The sequence below is a fragment of the Micromonospora sp. MA102 genome (genome assembly GCF_025460765.1).
Lineage (GTDB): Bacteria > Actinomycetota > Actinomycetes > Mycobacteriales > Micromonosporaceae > Micromonospora > Micromonospora halotolerans.
In genome coordinates, this window is sequence record NZ_JAMWEG010000018.1 from 86,821 (window position 1) to 102,910 (window position 16,090).

A 16,090-nucleotide genomic window follows, 5' to 3' on the forward strand; every position below is an offset into this window, starting at 1 on the left:
ACCGGGACCCGGAGCCGGCCCCGCGTCTGTCGCGGGACCGGCTCGAGGCGTTCAGGGCGACCAACGCTCACTCCGCGCCGAGGGCCGCCACCACCGGCCGGGACAGCGCCCGCCGGGCCGGCAGGATCGAGGCGGCCAGCGCGGCGACCACCGCCACCGCGACGATCAGGCCGAGCCGCCCCCACGGCAGCACCAGGGTGAAGTCCCCACCGATGCGGGCCAGCACCGCCATCCCGCCGGCGGCCACACCGGTGCCCAGGGCCACGCCGAGCAGCGTGCCGACCAGCGCGGTGAGCACCGCCTCGACGGCGAGCACCGCCCGCATCCCGCCGCGGGTCAGGCCCACGGCGCGCAGCACCGCGTTCTCCCGGGTCCGCTCCACCACCGACAGGGTGAGCGTGTTCGCCACGCCGATCAGCGCGATCACCACGGCCAGGCCGAGCAGGGCGGTGACGAAGCCGAGCACCAGGTCCACCGTGCCGGTGAGCATCTTCTTGTAGGCCGCCTGGTCCAGCAGGTTGACCGTCGGATAGCGGGTGAGCACCGACTCGACGGCGACCCGCGCGGCGTCGGTGGACACCCCGTCGGCGGGGTCCACCTCGGCAAGGTGGCCGCGCTCGGCCGGGAAGAGGCGGGCGAAGTCGGCGTCGGCGACGTCCACCACGTGCCCGGCGGGCACGGGGCTGCCCGCCAGGGCCGGGGTGTCGTCGGCCACCACGGCGGCGACCCGGAACGAGCGACCGGCGAGCGGGACGCTGCTGCCCACGGACCAGCCGCGGGCCGCGGCCAGCTCCCGGTGCACCAGCACCGTGCCCGGACCGAGGGCGGCCGGGTCACCGGCGTCCACGGCGGACAGCGTCCGCCGGACCAGCGCCGGGTGGGCGGCGCGCACCTCGATCCCGTCGACGACCCGGCTGCGCTGCTCGTGCACCACGCCCAGCTCGGGCCGGGCGGCCAGCTCCCCGGCCAGCGGTGCGGGCAGGTCCCCGCCGATCCCGGTGACCACGAAGTCCACCCCGATCTCCGCGTCAACGGCGCGCTCGATGCCCGCCTTCGCGCTGCCCGCGCCGACCACGAACGCGGAGACCAGGCCGATGCCGATGACCATGGCGGTGGCGGTGGCCGCGACCCGGCGCGGGTTGCGCACGGCGTTCGCCACGGCCAGCGCGGCCGGCACGCCGAGCAGCCGGCGGGCCGGCAGGCCGAGCAGCCGGACCAGGGCCGGCACGAGCACCGGGCCGAACAGCACGATGCCCAAAAAGGCCAACACCCCGCCGGCGGCGACCAGCGGCACCTGGCCGAGGGCTCCCGCGCCGGCCAGGGCGGCCACCCCGGCGGCGAGGACCAGCGCTCCGGCCACGAGCCGCACCCGGCCGGCCCGCCCGGCGGGCTGCACGGCCGCGTCGGTCAGCGCGGCCACCGGCGCGACCCGGGTCCCCTGCCAGGCCGGCACGGCGGCGGCCACCACGGTCAGCAGCGTCCCGAGCCCGAGGGAGAGCAGCACCGTCCGGGCCGTGACGGTGACCGCGGCGCCGACCGGCGCGTGGAGGGTGGACAGCAGCGCGCCGAGGCCCGCGGCCAGGCCCACCCCGGCCAGCACCCCGGCGGCCGAGGCGAGCAGCCCGGTCAGCGCCGCCTCGCCGAGGGCGGCCCGGTGCACCTGCCCCCGGGTGGCGCCGACCAGCCGCAGCAGCGCGGTCCGCCGGGACCGCTGGGCGAGCACGATGGCGAAGGTGTTGGCGATCACGAAGCCGGCGACCACCACCGCCACCGCGGCGAAGGTGCCCAGGAACAGCTCGAACTGCCGCCGGTCGCGGACCGCGTCCGCGACGGCCTCGTCGAGGATTGCCGTGCGGTCCCGCACCGCGACCGCCGGCCCGACCGCCGCGCGGACCCGGTCGGCGAGCGCCGCCCGGTCCACGCCGGGCCGCGCGGCCACCATGATCCGGCCATAGCCGCGCTCCCCGCCCACGGCGAGGGCGTCCGGGCCGGCCAGGCCGATGAAGGGGCCGCCGACGTCGCGCGAGCTGCCGGCCACGTCGACGGCGCCGACCAGCGTGTACGGCCGGGCCGGCCCGCCGTTCCCGCCGACCCGCACCGGGCTGCCGAGGGCGAAGTGCTGGTCGGCGACCGTCTCCTCGTCGAGCACCAGCTCGCCGGTCCGCTGCGGCAGCCGCCCGGCGACGACGTCGTACGACTGGAGGGCCGGGTCGGTGGGGATCGCGGCGAGCACGGCGTAGCCGAGCACCGGCCGCCCGTCGGCGCCCACCACCCCGGCGGTGCCGGTCAGCTCCCCCTCGGCGGCGGCCACCCCGTCGACCGCGCGCACCCGGTCGACCAGGGACGGCGGCAGCGGGGCCTTGCCCGCGTACGCGGCCAGGTCGGTGTGCCGGTCGAAGGCGCCGGCCCGCTCGTAGGCCCCGGCGCGCATGCCGTCGGTGAGCATCAGGGTGCCGGCCACGAAGGCGACGCCGAGGACGATCGCCAGCGAGGAGAGCAGCAGGCGCAGCCCGTCGGCGCGGATCTGGCGCAGGGTCAGGCGCAGCATCCCGGTCACCGCCCCGCCGCCGGCGCGCCGGCCTCGAGCCGGGTGAGCGCGTCGACGACCTCACCGGCGGTCGGGGCGTGCAGCTCGTCGACCAGCCGCCCGTCGGCGAGGAAGACCACCCGGTCGGCGTGGGCGGCGGCCTTCGGGTCGTGGGTCACCATGACCACGGTCTGCCCGAGCGTGTCCACCGCCTCGCGGAGCAGCCGCAGCACCTCCGCGCCGGAGCGCGAGTCCAGGTTGCCGGTGGGTTCGTCGGCGAAGATCACCCACGGCCGGGTGACCAGGGCCCGGGCCACGGCGACCCGCTGCTGCTGGCCTCCGGAGAGCTCGGCGGGCCGGTGGCGGAGACGGTCGGCGAGGCCGACCGCGGTCACCACCTGGCGCAGCCACTCCGGGTCGGGCCGCCGGCCGGCGATGGCCAGCGGCAGCACGATGTTCTCCTCGGCGGTGAGGGTGGGCAGCAGGTTGAACTTCTGGAAGACGAAGCCGATCCGGTCCCGGCGCAGCCGGGTCAGCCGGCGGTCGTCCAGGCGGGCGAGGTCGGCGTCGCCGATGCGCACCCTGCCGGCGGACGGCCGGTCCAGGCCGGCGAGGCAGTGCAGCAGGGTGGACTTGCCGGAGCCGGACGGGCCCATCACGGCGGTGAACCGGGCGGCGGCCAGGTCGAGGTCGACGCCGTCGAGCGCGACGACCCGGTGCGGGCCGGCCCCGTACTCCTTGCGCAGCTCACGGGCGGTGACGGCGACGCCGGTGGTGGTGATTGCGGACAACGGTGTGCTCCTGTCGGGCAGGGTCCTGAAGACCCTTCCGACGCTAGGGGCGGCACCCCGCCGATGATCTCCACCTGCGCGCTCGACCTCGGTACGCCGGTGGTCGCCCCCGACCGGGTGGACCCGTACGACCCAGGTCGTACGGCGGGTCAGCCGCCGGGGGTGACCAGCCCGCTCTCGTACGCCAGCACGACGGCCTGGACCCGGTCGCGGAGCTGGAGCTTGGCCAGGATCCGGCCGACGTGGGTCTTCACGGTCGCCTCGGCGACGTGCACCCGGGCGGCGATCTCGGCGTTGGAGAGCCCCTGCGCCACGAGCAGCAGCACCTCCCGCTCCCGCTCGGTGAGCTGGGCCAGCCGCGGATCCTCGGTGGGCGCCGGCCCGAGCTGCCCGGCGAACCGGTCGAGCAGCCGCCGGGTGATCGACGGGGCCACCACCGAGTCGCCCTCGGCGACCACCCGGATGGCGGCGAGCAGGTCCTCCGGCGGCACGTTCTTGAGCAGGAAACCGCTGGCGCCGGCCCGCAGCGCGGCGAACGCGTCGGCCTCGGTGTCGAAGGTGGTGAGCACCAGCACCCGGGGGCGGCGCTCGGCCGGGCGGGCGCAGATCCGCTTCGTGGCCTCCACGCCGTCCATGGTCGGCATCCGCAGGTCCATCACCACCACGTCGGCCTCGACCCGGTCCAGCACCCGCAGCGCGTCCGCGCCGTCGATGGCCTCGCCGACCACGGCGAGGTCGGGCTGGGAGTCGAGCACCATCCGGAACCCGGCGCGCACCAGCGCCTGGTCGTCGACGATCACCACCCGGACGCTCATGCCGCCGCCTTCCCTTCCTCGGAGCCCGACGCCGACGGTAGCGGCAGCCGCGCCTCGACCCGCCACCCCCCGCCCAGGGTGGGGCCGGCGGCGAGGCTGCCGTCGTACACCCCGACCCGCTCGCGCATGCCGACCAGGCCGTGCCCGCCGGACGGCGTCGGCCGCACCACCGGACGGCCGCGCCCGTCGTCGACCGCCCGGACCACGACGGCGTCCGCGGACCAGTCGAGGCGCAGCTCGACCGCCGCGCCCACGCCGGCGTGCTTCAGCGCGTTGGTGAGGCTCTCCTGCACCACCCGGTAGACGGTCAGCTCCAGGCCGGGCGGCAGGGCGACCGGCGTGCCGGTGGCGGTGTCGGTGATCCGCAGGCCCGCGGCGCGGAAGCGGTCCAGCAGGTCGGGCAGCTCGACCAGGGCCGGCCGCCGGTGCGCCGGCTCGGCGTCGAGGGCGGCGTCGGGCGCGGCCGGCGCGGCCGCCGGCTCCGGCCGGCTCGGTTCCCGGAGTACGCCGACGAGGCGCCGCATCTCCTCCAGCGCCTGCCGCCCGGTGTCCGCCACCACCTTGGCCGCCTCCCGCGCGGTGTCCGGGTCGCGGTCGATGGTGAACCGCACCCCGTCGGCCTGCACGATCATGACGGCCATGCTGTGCGCGACGACGTCGTGCAGTTCGCGGGCGATCCGGGTGCGTTCCTCGGCGACCGCCGCCCGGGCCTCGGCCTCCCGCTCGCGTTCCAGCGTGGTGGCCCGCTCCTCCAGGCTCACCACGTAGAGCCGGCGGGTGCGCACGTTCAGGCCGACCAGCCAGACCGCGCCGGTGACCAGGCCGTAGTAGAGCGCGCCGGCCCACCAGGGCGCCGGGCCGGGCATCTGGGCGGCGGCGAGCAGCACGCCGATCGCGGCGACGATCCCGGCCAGGACGCCGTCGCGCAGCCGGTCGGCGTACTTGACCACGCTGTAGAGGGCGATGAGCACGCCGATGTCGTAGGCCAGCGGGCCCCAGCCCACGACCACCTGGAGCAACGCGAGCACGGCCACCCCGGCGGCCACCGCCGACGGGTGGGTCCGCCGGAACAGCAGGACCAGCGCCATCACCAGGCCGACGGCCGTGGGAGCGACGCCGCCGTTCTCGACGAAGATCCCCAGGACGGCGAAGAGGGCCACCAGCCCGGAGACGGCGACGTCGAACGCGACGCTGCGCAGCGGGCGGCCGAAGACGATGCGCTCCACGGTCACCCAGGGTACGGGCTCGCGCGCAGGTCGATGCTTACCGCGTCACGCCCGATCAACGACGACGACACCGAGCCCCTGCGCGGCGACGCCCGCTGCTCCCACGTGACCGACCACGACGGCCCCTGCGGGGGTGACGCCACTCGGCCGTTACCGATGTCGACCTCTCAAGACGCGCTGGAGAAGTGCCTGGACCGGCGCCTACCAACGTGATGTCGTCAGTGCCTCGCCACCGCACCGCCGCTCGGACCGGGCCGTGGTGAGCGGGCCCGCCGGAACTTGGAGAGTTGGCGCTCGGGGCGAACGGGAGGTCGCCGAAATCCGGAAGGTCAGGCGCCGATCAGCTCGCGGAGGCGGGTGATCTCGGCGGACTGCTCGACGGCGACGGCGTTGGCGAACTCCTGGAGGGTCTGGTCCACGCCGACCTTGAGCAGGTCGGTGGACATGATGACGGCGCCCTCGTGGTGCGCGGTCATCATCCGCACGAAGAGGCGGTCGAAGTCGGCGCCCCGGGCTGCGGCGAGCTGCCGCATGGCCTCGGCGGACTGCATCCCGCGCATCGTGCCGTGGTCGTGACCGGGGACCTCGGCGGGCAGACCGCGGGTGCCCAGCCAGCCGCGCAGCACCCCGATCTCGGGTCCCTGTGCGGCCCGGATGCGGTCGGCGACGGCGCGTACCCGCGGGTCGGCGGCCCGGTCGGGGACGAGGGTCGCCATCTCCACCGCCTGCTGGTGGTGCGGGATCATCATCCGGACGTACCAGACGTCGAGGCCGTTGTAGCGCGGCGGTGCGGCGTCGCGGACCTCCTGGGCGGCGCGGGTGGCCGCCGGCTCCCCCGGCCGGCCGGGCACGACAACCGGCGGCGCGTCGATCGGCGGCGCAGCGGTGGCGGTGGTGGCCGTGGTGGTGGCCGTCGTGGCGGCGGCCGGGCCGGCCGCGGGCCGGCTGTCCCCCCGCCCGGCGAGCGCCACGCCGGCCGCGACCAGGAGCACCGCCAGGGCTGTGACGGCGAGCCAGACTCGTCCCTGCCGGCCGGTCATACGGCACTCCCTCCGGTCGAGGTGAGAGCGATCCTATCCATAGACAATCCCGCCTGAATGTGATCGGCATCACATTGATGAATGTCATCGGCCGGTAAGGTGTGGCAAATCATCATCCCCTTTCGGAGGGTGCCGCCGATGATCAGCATCCGCACGTCCCGAACCCGGATCGTCAGCCTCGCCGCCGCCGGCCTGCTCGTCGCCGGCGTCGTCGCCGCCCCACCCAGCAGCGCCCAGGAGATCCCCCGGGCGCAGGCCGCACCGGCCACCGTGGACAGCGCCGTCCCCGGGGTCGACGAGATCTCCAGCAGCCCCAACCTGCGCCAGGTCGCCAACCTGCCGAAGCAGGCGCCGTTCGACACCTCCGCGGCGTTCGGCACCGACATCGCCTTCCAGGGCCGGTACGCCTTCGTCGGCAACTACGACGGCTTCGTCGTCTACGACGTCTCCCGGCCGAGCGCGCCGATCGTCGTGTCCCAGGTGCTCTGCCCGGGCTCCCAGAACGACGTCTCCGTCCACGGTGACCTGCTGTTCCTGTCCACCGACTCGTCCCGCAGCGACGACTCCTGCAGCAGCGTCGCCCAGCCCGCCTCCGAGGCGGGCTCGTGGGAGGGCATCAAGATCTTCGACATCGGCGACAAGCGCAACCCGCGCTACATCAAGTCGGTGGAGACCGCCTGCGGCTCGCACACCCATACCCTGGTGCCGGGCAAGGACCGGCGGACCGTCTACCTGTACGTCTCGTCGTACAGCCCGCGGGCCGAGTTCCCGGACTGCCAGCCGCCGCACGACTCGATCTCCATCGTGAAGGTGCCGCTGCGGTCGCCGACCGACGCGGCCGTGGTGGCCACCCCGAACCTGTTCCCGGACGGCGGCTACCCGGGCATCCCCGGTGAGAAGTCGGCCACCACCGGCTGCCACGACATCACCGCGTACCCGGCGAAGGACATCGCGGCCGGCGCCTGCATGGGCGACGGCATCCTGCTCGACATCGCCGACCGGGAGGCCCCGCGGGTGATTGAGCGGGTCCGCGACACCGAGAACTTCGCCTTCTGGCACTCGGCGACGTTCAACAACTCCGGCACCAAGGTGGTGTTCACCGACGAGCTGGGCGGCGGTGGCGCCGCCACCTGCAACGAGGTCACCGGGCCGAACCGCGGCGCGGACGCCATCTACGACATCACCGGTCGCGGCGACAACCGCCGGCTGGCGTTCCGCAGCTACTACAAGATCCCGCGGGCCAACGCCGACACCGAGAACTGCGTGGCCCACAACGGCTCGCTGGTGCCGGTGCCCGGCCGCGACATCATGGTCCAGGCCTGGTACCAGGGCGGCATCTCGGTCTGGGACTTCACCGACTCCCGGCACCCCAAGGAGATCGCCTTCTGGGAGCGGGGTCCGCTGGACGCCGGTCAGCTCCGCACCGGTGGCTCCTGGTCGGCCTACTGGTACAACGGCCACATCTTCTCCAGCGACATCCAGAAGGGCCTGGACGTGCTGGAGCTGCGCGACCCGCGTACCTGGCTGGCGCAGCTGTTCCGGGTGCCCGAGCTGAACGTGCAGACCCAGACGGGTTACCTGAGCTGGTGACCCGCCGGCCGGGCCCGGCCCCCTCCCGGGGGTCGGGCCCGGCTCAGCTCATCGGCAGGCGGTAGCCGCGCTCGCCGCCGCCCGCGGTGACCAGCCGCACCTCGCCGGTGCGCAGCCCGTACGTCACCGACCAGCGGGTGTGCGGCTGCCGCACGGCGTCGAGCAGGCGCAGCGCCGCCGGGGCGTCCACCGCGCCACCGGCCCGGTCCAGCGCCTCGGCCAGCACCCCGTAGCGGTGGTCGTCGCGCAGGTCCCGGTCGGCCACCCCGACGGCCGGCACGTTGGTCAGCGCCTGCCAGGCGCCCCGCCCCTTCTCGGCCCGCATCCCGCCGTCCACGAACTCGATCACGGCGGACGCCCCGGTGGCGTCGGCGATCAGGTAGTGCAGCGGCGGGCCGCCGTCGAAGTCCAGGTTGTAGCGCCCGAACACGGCGATCGCCTCGTCCACCGTGGCGGCGGCGTCCAGCACCAGGCGCAGGACGCGTACCGAGCCGACCGTGGGCCGGCCGGGCACCGGCGCGGCGGTGGCGCCGTCGTCGGCGGCCAGCCCGACGGCCAGGCCCCGCTCGTTCATCCCGTCGAAGGGCAGCAGCGGGGCGTTCAGCAGCCGGCGGTCGCCGGCCGGGTCGGCCGTGACCCCCAGGTAGGAGATGTCCACCAGGGAGATCGAGGCGTAGCCGTCCGGCGGGTCGGTGCGCAGCACCAGCGCCGGGTTCGCGTCCCAGTCGAAGTTGCGGGCGAACAGCGGCCGGCTCCGGTCGCCGCCCGCGGCGAAGAGGGAGCAGCCGAACGGGGTCGCCTGCGGGGTGCCCGCGACGCCCACGGTGGGGTCGTAGTCGCCCACGTAGGTCATCTCGTACAGCGGCAGGTCGTCCACCCGGCGCAGGCTGGCCAGGGTCCGCTCGGCCTGGCCGGCGTCCTGCCGCGAGGCGCTCGGCGTGCCGGCACCGGCCGGCGCGGCGGCCCGGCGGCTCTCGGCACAGCCGCCGGTCACGAGGAGCAGGGCGAGCCCGGTGGCGAGCAGGGTCCTCCGCATGCCCGCGACGCTAGAAGAGCCGGCGACGGTTGTCCATGGCGGACGGTCAGCGGTCGGGGATCCGGGCCAGCTGCGTCTCGATCGCGTCCCGGTTGAGGGCGGGCCGGCCCCCGGCGTGCCCCACGGTCGCGCCGGCCGCCGCGACCGCGTACCGGGCGATCCGGGGGTACGGGTCGTCGCGGAGCAGGCCGGCCGTGACGGCGGCCACGAAGGCGTCCCCGGCCCCGGTGCTGTCCACCGTGGGCGTCTCGCTCAACGGCACGAACAGCTCCCCGCCCGGCCAGACGAAGGCGTTCCCCTCCCCCGCCACCTCGACCGCCACCAGCGCCGGCCCGCGGGCCGCCAGCTCCCGGCCGGCGCCCAGTCCCGCCTCGGCGTCCTTCGGCGGGTCGCCGCCCAGCAGCAGGCCGGCCTCCCGCGCGTCGGCCCGCAGCACGTCGGCCCGGGACAGCAGCTCCGCCGCGCCGTCCGGGTCGTCCGGCGCGCCGTCGAGCACCACGAGCCGGCCGGCGGCGCGGGCGTGCCGGGCCGCCGCGAGCGCCGCCGGCAGCGGCTGCTGGAGCTGGACGACCACCGCGCGGGCGGCCCGCAGCACCTCGGCCGCGCCGGTCACGTCCGCCTCGGTGAGCAGGGTCGCCTCCGGGATGTCCTCCAGGTACCGCCAGCGGCCCCGGGCGTCCACCACGTCCACGATGAGCGCGCTCGGCGTGCCCGGCCGGCGCAGCACCGGGGCGACGTCGATGCCGTCGCTGCGGGCCTGGCCCAGCAGCCGGTCGCCGACCTCGTCCTCGCCGACCACGCCGAGCAGCCCGACCCGGACGCCGAGCTGGGCCAGCCCGACGGCCTGGTTGGCGCCCTTGCCGCCGAGCAGTTCCCGCCGGCACCGCACCGGGACCGTCCCGGACGGGCCGGGCACCTCGTCCACCCGCAGCACGAGGTCCCGCGCTACCTGCCCCACCACGATCGCGTCCAGTCCGGCCATGCCGGGCAGATACCCGGGCCGTGGCCGGTCACGCCCGGCTCAGCCGCGGACCACGGTGAACATCCAGCAGCCGTACACCACGTTGCGGCTGTGCAGGCGGTCCACGGCGGGGTCGGCCAGCAGCTCGGCGATGACCGCCTCCGGGTCGTCGCCGTCGTGCCGCCAGCCGCCCACGATCCGGCCCCGCCGGTCGTACGCCCGCAGCACCTGGGGCCGCCCCCGCCAGTCGGCCGGGTACGCCGTCACGCCCGCCGGGCCGGGGCAGTCGGCGGCGTGCGCGAAGATCGGCCCCACCTCGCGGTACGGGCCGGGGGCCAGCGGCGGGGCGTACCCGAAGAGCAGCAGCGCCTCGCCCGGGGCGGCGTCGCGGAGGCAGCAGCGCAGCGGCTCGCCGCCCTCGGCGCAGCACCGCTCGGGCGGCTGGCCGGAGGCGTCGCGGCCGGTCCGCCGCACCTCGGCCAGCACGTCGGCGGCCACGGGTTGGATCACGTACCTGGTGCGCGTCCTCGTCATGCGTCCAGCCTGGCGCGGGACGCGGCCGGTGGCTGGCGGCGATCGGACCTCGCGTGCCGGGACCGCGGCCGGGCCGCCCACGCGGGCGGCCCGGCCGCGCGGCTCAGCGCCGGGACACCGGGATCTGCAGCTCGGTGACGCCCTTCTCCGGCGCGTCCGGGCAGTAGTCCAGGTAGACCTCGCGGGCGTACCCCTCGGCCCGCCAGCCGTTCTCCTCGATCCACCGGGCGAGCACCCGCATGCTGGCCTCCACCTCGTCCATCGGGCCGTGGTGCACCAGCGTGGCGGCGGCGGGCAGGGCCGGCAGGTCGACCACGGCCAGGTCGGCGGCGACCGGCGGGTCGACGCCGACGGTCACTCCGGCGTGCACGACCACCGCCTCCCCCTCGCCCTCGCCCTCGCCCTCCGGCTCGTACCAGGCGATGGTCGGCCCGCTGGGACGGACCCGCGCGGCCTCCAGGCGGCGGAACAGCTCCGGGTAGAGCGGCTGGATCACCGGGCTGATGTCCGGCGGCCCGTAGCTGGCGGCGACCGCGGTCAGTTCCGCGATCCGCACCGCCGGGATCTCCTTGAGTACGACGTCCTCGGTGGTCATGCGTCCCTCCGCATCGAGCATCCGGAGCCTCGCCTCGATCCCGGCCAGCCGGGCCGTGTCGGCGGCGACCTGCGCCGCGAGCTGGGCACGGCGCAGCCGCAGCATGCCGCGCAGCTCGGCGACGTCCAGCCGGTCGTCCAGGATCGTCCGGACCTGGTCCAGGGTGAGGCCCAGGTCCTTCAGGGCGATCACCCGGTTGAGCCGGCCGAGCTGGTCCGCCCGGTAGTGGCGGTAGCCGGTGCGCGGGTCGACCACGGCCGGGCGGAGCAGCCCGATGGCGTCGTAGTGGCGCAGCATCCGGACCGACACCCGACCGAGTGCGGCGAACTCTCCGATGGTGAACATGGCCCCCTCACGCTCGCCCCTGACACGGTGTCAGAGTCAAGCGGCGGGGTCACGGACGGGACGCGACGCGCCGCACGGCGCGCGGGCCGACCAGGCGCCGGACCACCGGAACGGCGTTCCACTTCGCCGCGCCGACCAGGTCCCGGGCGTGCTCCAGCACGGTGTAGTCGGGGCGGGCCAGCCCGTCGGCGATGGCCCGGTCCAGGTCGTTGCCGCACCGGGTGAGCACGCTGTCGAAGTCGCGCCGGACGGGTTCGAGCAGCTGGTAGCCGAAGGAGCGGTGCAGCCGGGCGAAGAGCGGCTTGTAGAGCCGGGCCCGCTCGTGCAGCCCGGACGAGTACGACATGGGGTTCTTCGGCCGCCGCCGGACGTAGTCGGGCAGCAGGTCGGCGAAGGCCCGGCGGACGATCCACTTTTCCTGTCCGTCGCGCAGCTTGAGGTCCAGCGGCAGCCGCATGGCCAGCTCGACCACGCTGAGGTCGAGGAACGGCACCCGGGCCTCCACGCCGTGGCCCATGCTGGCCCGGTCCACCCGCTGCAGCTCGGTCCGGCACAGGTTGCGGATCTTGTGGAGGAAGAGCCGGCGGGACCGCTCCGGACCGACCTGGTGGTACATGGGGTAGCCGCCGAACACCTCGTCCGAGCCGTCGCCGGTGAGCACCACCTTGACGCCCAGCTCCCGCAGCCGCCGGAAGATCGGCACCGAGACCACCGCGTTGATGATGTCGCCGTACTCGGTCAGCTCGGAGATCCGGATCGCCTCGCGCACGTCGGCCAGCCGGATGTCGCGCGGGCGCAGCTCGACCACCTCGTGCGGCACGCCCAGGTCGGCGGCGAGCCGCCGGGCGTACGCCACGTCGGGGCTGTCCGGGGCGCCGACCGTCACCGCCACGCAGTCGGGGTGCAGCTGGGTGGCGTGCAGCAGGGCCAGCGAGCTGTCCAGGCCGCCGGAGAGCACCACCCCGACGGTGAGGTCGGTGTCCAGCCGTACCCGCATGCCGTCGGTGAGCGCGACCCGGACGAGCAGGGCGGCCTCGTCCGGGTCGTCGATCACCGGCAGCCCGGCGCCGAGGGTGAGCATGTCGACGTACGGGCGCAACCGGACCGGCCCGTCGGGCTCGGCCCAGCCGTGGTGCCCCGGCGGCACCTCGCTGATCGGCGCGCCGTGCCCGACCAGGGCCTTCACCTCGGAGGCGAGGTGCAGGCAGCCGGGCCCGCGCGACCAGTAGAGCGGCTTCACCCCGAGCGGGTCCCGGGCCAGGTAGGCCCGGCCGGTGGCCCGCTGCACCACGGCGAACGCGTACTCGCCGCGCAGCCGGCGCACCGCCTCCTCGCCCCACTGGCGGAAGGCGGTGAGCACCACCTCGGTGTCGCCGGCGGTGCGGAACTCGTGCCCGAGCCGGGTCAGCTCCGCGCGCAGCTCGTGGTGGTTGAAGACCTCGCCGTTGTAGCAGAGGACGTACCGCTCGTCGGGCGAGACCCAGGGCTGCACCGCCCGCTCGCGGTCCACCACCCGCAACCGGCGTACGCCCGCGAGCAGGCCGTGCTCCTGCCGCGTCTCGGTCACCTCGCCGCGCGGGGCGAGGACCGCCAGCATCCGCCGGAAGAGGGCCGGGTCGGCCTCCGGGCCGATGCTGAGCGCGATCCCGCACATCCGCTCAGACCCCCATCTCGGCCTCGTAGGCGCGCCGGAACCGGCGGCGGGCGGCGGGCGCGAGGCAGAGGTGCCAGGCCTGGCCCTCGTCGACCACGTTGATCTCGCCGGCCTCCTGCCGGGCCAGCAGCAGCTCGGCGAGGAGGTCGCGGGCGCCGAACCGCCCGTACCACTCCAGCTCCAGGTCGGCCGCCCAGCCGAGGCAGTGCCCGCTGGGCACCATCGCGGCGTAGCCGAGCCGGCGCAACCGGTACTGGTGCTCGGCGCTGCGCGCGAGGCTGGTCACCCACAGCGCCGGGGTGCCGGGCCGGGCCGCCGCGGTGAACTCCCGGCCCACGTCGTTGAGCAGCGCGATCATCTCGCGCCGCGCCCGGCGGAACCGCAACCCGGCGGTACGCGGGGTGGCGTCCGGGCGCAGCCGCCGCTGGACCGCCCGGAGTCCCCGGCCGAGGACGGTGCCGGGCTGCTCCTGGTAGCGGAAGGCGAGCAGCCCCCGCCGGCGCAGCCACTCCAGGTCGACCAGGTCGGTGCTGGTGTCGACCTGGCCGTCGGTGAGGAAGGTTCCGCTGTCCCGCCACCACATGACGTCGATCCGGGAGAGCAGGTAGATCCGGACCAGCGCGGTGAGGTCGTGCGCCGAGCTGCGGGTGTTCGGCTGATAGCGGGCCATCTCCAGCAGCAGGGTCTCCCGGGCGCCGACGAAGCCCTGCGCGGTGGCGTCGAGGACGGCGGCGATGGCCGGCTCCCGCAGCCGCTGGTCGAGCAGCACCTGGCGGGCGGTGGTCGACGGCGCGTCCGCCAGGGCGCCCACCTCGACGAGGAGTTCCGCCACCGCGGCCCGGTACGCGGCCAGGTCCGGCTGCTGCCCCGGCCCGGTGCGCGGGCCGGCGGCCGGGGGCAGCCGGCGGGCGGGAGCGGGAGACGCTACGGCGGACCCGGGCTGGTGGCCGGGGCTTCGGCTGGGCACTCGCATGGTCGGCCCCTCTCCGGGCAGGACACGGCGTAGTCGAACCTGAAAACACCGTAATCACCAGGATCGGCAGCTCCCCGAACAATCCTCCTATCTCCCCCCTAAGGTGCTCATCCCGCCGAGAGGGCCTGCACCCAGGCGTAATCCGGTGCGGCCGGCAGGCCGGCGTCCCGGCCGGCGCCGACCGCGTCGGCCAGGTGCAGCGCCGCGCCCAGGGCGGCGCGGAACAGCAGCGAGCCGGTGCTCACCCGGGCCACCCCGAGCCGGCCCAACGTGGCGAGGTCCGGGCCGCCCGGCCGGTGCAGCACGTTGAGCGGCAGCCCGACCTCGGTCACCAGCGATCCGACCGTGTCGTCCGGCGCGCCCGGGGCGAACAGCCCGTCGGCGCCCGCCGCCCGGTACGCCGCCGCCCGCTCCAGCGCCGCCGGCAGCGCGTCGGGCACGTCCAGCCACCAGGCGTCGGTGCGGGCGTTGACGAACACCTCCGGCACGGCGGCCTTCACCGCGGCGATCCGCGCGGCGGCGAGGTCCACCGGCGCGAGACTGCCGTCCGGCCGGCCGTCCTCCAGGTTCACCCCCACCACACCGAGCGCGGCCAGCTCGCCGACGTACCCGGCCACGGCCACCGGGTCGGCGCTGAAGCCGTCCTCGATGTCGACGGTGAGCAGCACCGGCAGGTCCCGCAGGCGGCGGGCCAGGTCGAGGGTGTCGTCGCGGGTGGCCCCCGTCCCGTCCGGCTTGCCGGCGGCCGCGGCCACCCCGAGGCTGGTGGTGCCCACGGCCGGGTGCCCGCTCGCGGCGAGCGCCGCGGCGGAGGCGTGGTCCCAGGCGTTGGGCAGCAGCAGGGGCCGGCCCGGCCGGTGCAGGTCGCGGAAGGCGGCGGCGCGGTCGTTCATGTTCATCGGAACATCACCTCGAGGTCGGTCGGAACACGCAGGGTGGGGTGCGGGACGTAGCGGGCCGGCGTACCGGCGGGCCGGCACCGGTCGCGCAGCACGTCGACGACCCCGGCGGCGAGGGCGAGGGCGTGCCGTTCGCCCGGGCAGCCCCGGGGGCCGGCGCCGAAGGTCAGCACCCGGCCGGGTCGGCCGGGGCGGAACCGGTCCGGGTCCGGGTGGACGGCCGGGTCCCTGTTAGCCGTGTCGAAACGGAGCAGCAGTGCCTCGTCCGCGCTGATCTCCCGGCCGTCGAGGCGCAGCGCGCCGGTCGCGACGCGGCGGGTGGCGCGCACCGGCGGGTCCAGGCGCAGCACCTCGGCCAGCAGGTCGGCGGTGTCGAGCGGGGGCGGCGCGCCCAGCCCGTGCCGGACGGCGGCGCCGATCAGCCCGGCGGTGGCGTCGGCGGCCTGCACCAGCAGCCCGATCCGGTTCGCGGCCGCCTCGGGCGGGGCCGGCGGCGCCAGGTCCAGCAGCGCGGCCACCGCCCGGTCGGCGCGCGCCACGGCCGCCGGCTCGGCGCCCGGGTGGTAGGCGGCGGCCACCGCGGTCACCGCCGGCACGGCCGCCGCCGGGTCGGCCAGGCCGAGCCGCGCGGCCAGCACCTCCAGGGGTACGCGCCGCGCCAGCCGGTCCATCACCTCCACCCGGCCCGCCGGCCCGGCCCCGGCCAGCCGGTCCAGCGTCTCGCCGGCCAGCCGGGCGGCGGCGGCGCGCAGCTCGTCCGGGTCGAGGTCGCGGAGCGCGGCCACCCCGAGCGCGCGCCGGCCGGGATGCCGGTCCGGCGCGCTGAACCGGCTGACCGTCCCGCGCAGCCAGGCCAGGGTGCCGGGCGGCCCGGCGGACGCGACCGGCACCACGCATCGGGGATCGGTCAACACGGCGACGACGTCGGCGTGCCGGGTCACCACCCAGCCGTCGTCGGCGGGTACCGGCGGCCCGCAGGCGGGCGTGTCCGGGGCGGGCGGAATCATGGGCCAACTCATCCCCCGACGCTAGGGCCGGGTTCCTTCGGCCCCGACCGAAGTGTCGTGCCGCCGCCCGCCCGCCCCGGGGCGGGCATCTCCCATG

At 76.1% G+C, this 16,090-nt stretch carries 14 protein-coding genes; 1 reads left to right on the top strand and 13 read right to left on the bottom strand.

Annotated elements, in window-relative coordinates; all coding sequences use genetic code 11:
• Nucleotides 1–67 precede the first annotated feature (67 nt).
• The 5 genes from NFX44_RS27390 to NFX44_RS27410 all read right to left on the bottom strand — a co-directional run bounded on the left by NFX44_RS27390 (nt 68) and on the right by NFX44_RS27410 (nt 6,399).
• Nucleotides 68–2,548 (bottom strand): ABC transporter permease, encoded by a 2,481-nt coding sequence (locus NFX44_RS27390; RefSeq protein ID WP_262286479.1) that lies wholly within the window; start codon nt 2,546–2,548, stop codon nt 68–70.
• 5 nt (nt 2,549–2,553) lie between these two features.
• Complete coding sequence (locus NFX44_RS27395; RefSeq protein WP_262286480.1) at nt 2,554–3,318, bottom strand: ABC transporter ATP-binding protein; 765 nt, start codon at nt 3,316–3,318, stop codon at nt 2,554–2,556.
• Between the two features lie 149 nt (nt 3,319–3,467).
• Nucleotides 3,468–4,133: a response regulator transcription factor gene (locus tag NFX44_RS27400; RefSeq protein WP_262286481.1), complete on the bottom strand. Its 666-nt coding sequence runs from the start codon at nt 4,131–4,133 to the stop codon at nt 3,468–3,470.
• On the bottom strand, nt 4,130–5,365 hold the full coding sequence (locus tag NFX44_RS27405; RefSeq protein WP_262286482.1) for a sensor histidine kinase: 1,236 nt from the start codon (nt 5,363–5,365) through the stop codon (nt 4,130–4,132). Before NFX44_RS27405 ends, NFX44_RS27400 begins: the two co-directional genes overlap by 4 nt.
• Nucleotides 5,366–5,688: 323 nt before the next feature.
• Entirely contained in the window at nt 5,689–6,399 is a 711-nt protein-coding gene (locus NFX44_RS27410) for a DUF305 domain-containing protein (protein ID WP_262286483.1), read from the bottom strand.
• Between the two features lie 138 nt (nt 6,400–6,537).
• Between NFX44_RS27410 and NFX44_RS27415 the strand changes: the two genes are divergently transcribed.
• Complete coding sequence (locus tag NFX44_RS27415) at nt 6,538–7,989, top strand: LVIVD repeat-containing protein (RefSeq protein ID WP_262286484.1); 1,452 nt, start codon at nt 6,538–6,540, stop codon at nt 7,987–7,989.
• A gap of 43 nt (nt 7,990–8,032) precedes the next feature.
• On the opposite strand, the gene NFX44_RS27420 is transcribed toward NFX44_RS27415, so the two are convergent.
• From NFX44_RS27420 to NFX44_RS27455, 8 genes are all read right to left on the bottom strand, one after another.
• Complete coding sequence (locus NFX44_RS27420; RefSeq protein WP_262286485.1) at nt 8,033–9,025, bottom strand: linear amide C-N hydrolase; 993 nt, start codon at nt 9,023–9,025, stop codon at nt 8,033–8,035.
• A gap of 46 nt (nt 9,026–9,071) precedes the next feature.
• Complete coding sequence (locus NFX44_RS27425; protein ID WP_262286486.1) at nt 9,072–10,007, bottom strand: PfkB family carbohydrate kinase; 936 nt, start codon at nt 10,005–10,007, stop codon at nt 9,072–9,074.
• Between the two features lie 39 nt (nt 10,008–10,046).
• Nucleotides 10,047–10,520 (bottom strand): DUF1203 domain-containing protein, encoded by a 474-nt coding sequence (locus NFX44_RS27430; RefSeq protein WP_262286487.1) that lies wholly within the window; start codon nt 10,518–10,520, stop codon nt 10,047–10,049.
• 103 nt (nt 10,521–10,623) lie between these two features.
• Nucleotides 10,624–11,460: a MerR family transcriptional regulator gene (locus NFX44_RS27435; RefSeq protein WP_262286488.1), complete on the bottom strand. Its 837-nt coding sequence runs from the start codon at nt 11,458–11,460 to the stop codon at nt 10,624–10,626.
• Between the two features lie 49 nt (nt 11,461–11,509).
• A complete protein-coding gene (locus tag NFX44_RS27440; RefSeq protein ID WP_262286489.1) occupies nt 11,510–13,114 on the bottom strand; it encodes an asparagine synthetase B in 1,605 nt (534 codons plus the stop codon).
• A 4-nt stretch (nt 13,115–13,118) separates the two neighbouring features.
• A complete protein-coding gene (locus NFX44_RS27445; protein ID WP_262286490.1) occupies nt 13,119–14,087 on the bottom strand; it encodes a hypothetical protein in 969 nt (322 codons plus the stop codon).
• Between the two features lie 107 nt (nt 14,088–14,194).
• Nucleotides 14,195–14,986 (bottom strand): isocitrate lyase/phosphoenolpyruvate mutase family protein, encoded by a 792-nt coding sequence (locus tag NFX44_RS27450; RefSeq protein WP_262286491.1) that lies wholly within the window; start codon nt 14,984–14,986, stop codon nt 14,195–14,197.
• On the bottom strand, nt 14,983–16,005 hold the full coding sequence (locus NFX44_RS27455) for a cytochrome P450 (protein WP_262286492.1): 1,023 nt from the start codon (nt 16,003–16,005) through the stop codon (nt 14,983–14,985). The genes NFX44_RS27450 and NFX44_RS27455 overlap by 4 nt, the downstream gene beginning before the upstream one ends.
• Nucleotides 16,006–16,090 lie beyond the last annotated feature (85 nt).